The sequence below is a fragment of the Pseudoalteromonas sp. GW168-MNA-CIBAN-0100 genome (genome assembly GCF_040309225.1).
Lineage (GTDB): Bacteria > Pseudomonadota > Gammaproteobacteria > Enterobacterales > Alteromonadaceae > Pseudoalteromonas > Pseudoalteromonas arctica.
On record NZ_JBEOOL010000904.1, the window covers coordinates 1 to 248 of the forward strand.

General features: G+C 44.4%; 1 protein-coding gene. It reads right to left on the minus strand.

Annotated elements, in window-relative coordinates:
* Positions 1-248, minus strand: a 248-nt coding sequence (locus AAEY62_RS23940) for a hypothetical protein (RefSeq protein WP_350636964.1), incomplete at both ends; no start/stop codon positions are given.

Consider the following 248-nt stretch of genomic DNA (forward strand, 5'->3'; position numbering starts at 1 on the left):
TTACCGGTAAAATCAACATCGGCGGCAAACGCAACACAACCATTTTGGTTAGCGTCTGGATAAACTAACTCAATGTCTGCACCTGTAATTGTATAAGCTTCTTGTGGACCAAAGCTTGATGGCTGAATATCACCTTCAACACCAGCAATAGTGCCTGTAGCAACACCTATTTCAGTTGTAGGGTGTGTCATTGCACCTACAGATAAGGCATTAGGTGTAGTACTTGGGCCGCCTATACGGAATGGGTT